A 1,965-nucleotide genomic window follows, 5' to 3' on the forward strand; every position below is an offset into this window, starting at 1 on the left:
CCGGGAGAGCGGGGAACCCCCGCGGCGGCGTTCCGGCCGTGGCCGGTCAGGAGACGCCGCGCCCCCGCCGGGCCGCGGCGGGCGACGGCGGAGCGTCGGCGGCGGACGCCGAGGTCGGCGCGCCGGTGATGGTGAACTGCGCGCCCGGCTCCACCACGACGTGCCCGGACGCCGAGTTGGTGATCGTCACGTTGGTCAGCGTCGCGCTCCCGCGCGCGCCGTTCATCGCCAGGATCCCCGCCCCGTTGTTCGAGCGGTCGATCCGGACGTCGCTGATCACCACCCCCGGCACGGCCCCGCCACCCGACTTGAACTGGATGCCGTCGTAGGTCGAGTCGTGGATCTCGGTGTCCCGGATCGTCACCCCCGGGATGTCGCGGCCCTGCGCGAACAGGGTGATCGCGCCGAACTCCTGCGCCTCGCCCCAGAACGCGCCACCCGTCCGGAACAGGGCGTTGTCCGCGAGCAGCGTCTGCCCGGAGAACGGCAACGGGTCGTGGTCGGTCGCCAGCATGATCCCCGGGTAGTTCATGGTGTCGTACACCAGGTTGTGCTCGGCCCGGTTGCCGTGGCCGCCGTAGATGGCGATGCCGTTGGCCCGCCACGGCAACTGGATGGTGTTGTTCAGGAACGCGTTGTCGTGCGCGACGTCGACGGCCTGGTCCTTGACGTACCGGTTCGCCCACACCGCCAGCGAGTCGTCGCCCGTGGTCCGGAACGACGAGTTGAACACCCGCGAGTTGCGCGTGCCGTTGGTGAAGTTGATCCCGTCGGCGTAGGTGTTGCGGATCCGCATGCCGCTGAACTCCACCCCGTCCGCGGGACCCCACAGCGCCGGGATGTTGTCGTAGTCGCGCCCGACCCACACGCCCACGTTCGCGTGCTCGATCCACACGTTCGTGATGCGCGTGCCCTGGCCGAACCGGCCGTTCAGGCCCACCCCGCCCTCGGCGCCGCCGGGCCCGCCGCGGATCCGGCCGGAACCGAAGATCGCCAGGTCCGAGATCTGCGTGTTCGCGTCGATGTCGAACCCGAAGTTGCCCTCGTGCGGGTGGTTGATGCCGCCCCGCGCCAGGTGCGGCTCGGTGAGCGTGACCAGCCGCGAGTGCCACATGCCCGCGCCGCGGATGGTGACGTCCCTGATCCCCACCTGGTTGTACTGGCCGCGGTCGAGCGGGTCGTCGGTGAGGATCTTCTTCTCCTGCCGCCACTGCCCGGCCGGGATCCACACGCAGCCGATGACGCCGTTCTGGTCGTCGGTCACGGCCCGCTGGATGGCGTCGGTGTCGTCGCCGTCGTCGTTCGGCACCGCGCCGTAGGCCGTGATCGACGTGCAGCCGGCGGGCTGGGACGACGGCGGCGCGACCTGCTCCAGGTCGATCAGGTCGATGATGTGGAACGCGGCCGTGTCGTCCGCGTCCCGCTGGAGCCGGAACCGGGTGCCGGCCGGGTAGGACCGCGCCAGCAGGGCGTTCGCCTCGTCGAACAGCCGGCGCGCGTCGGCCTGCGGCGTGTTCGTCAGCCCCTCCGGGTCGTCGGTGTTGCCGTACAGCCAGCTGTGCCGCGACGACAGCGTCAGCTTCTGCGTGAACACGTCGTCCACGTACAGGCTGATGGTGGCCTCGATGCCACCGCCGCCGGGGGCGTCGGGGATCGAGTTGCGCACCACGATCGAGTTCGCCGGCGCGGTGGACGTGAACTCCACGAACTGGCCCGTGCGGTCGAGCCGCACCGACTTGCGCCCCGACGACTCGGTGGCGAAGTTCGTGTGCCCGAACCGGCGCAGCGGGTCCGCCTCCAGCAGGGTGCCCTGGTAGCGGGCCGCTTCCGCCTCGTGCTCGACGTACGGGACGGCCGCGCCCCCGCCCACGACGATAGACCCCCACCCCGTGCTGGGTCTTATAAACAAAACCCAACCCACCAAACACAACCATATCTCGGTTTGCCGCGTGAGAGTGTAAAAGA

General features: G+C 70.4%; 1 protein-coding gene. It reads right to left on the reverse strand.

Going from position 1 to position 1,965, the window contains the following annotated elements; translation table 11 throughout:
- Positions 1-46 precede the first annotated feature (46 nt).
- Positions 47-1,870, reverse strand: coding sequence for a glycosyl hydrolase family 28-related protein (locus tag ACFXGA_RS40145; protein ID WP_378098459.1), 1,824 nt, complete (start codon positions 1,868-1,870; stop codon positions 47-49).
- Between the last annotated feature and the right edge of the window lie 95 nt (positions 1,871-1,965).

The organism is Actinosynnema sp. NPDC059335, from assembly GCF_042752395.1.
Classification (GTDB): Bacteria; Actinomycetota; Actinomycetes; order Mycobacteriales; family Pseudonocardiaceae; genus Actinosynnema.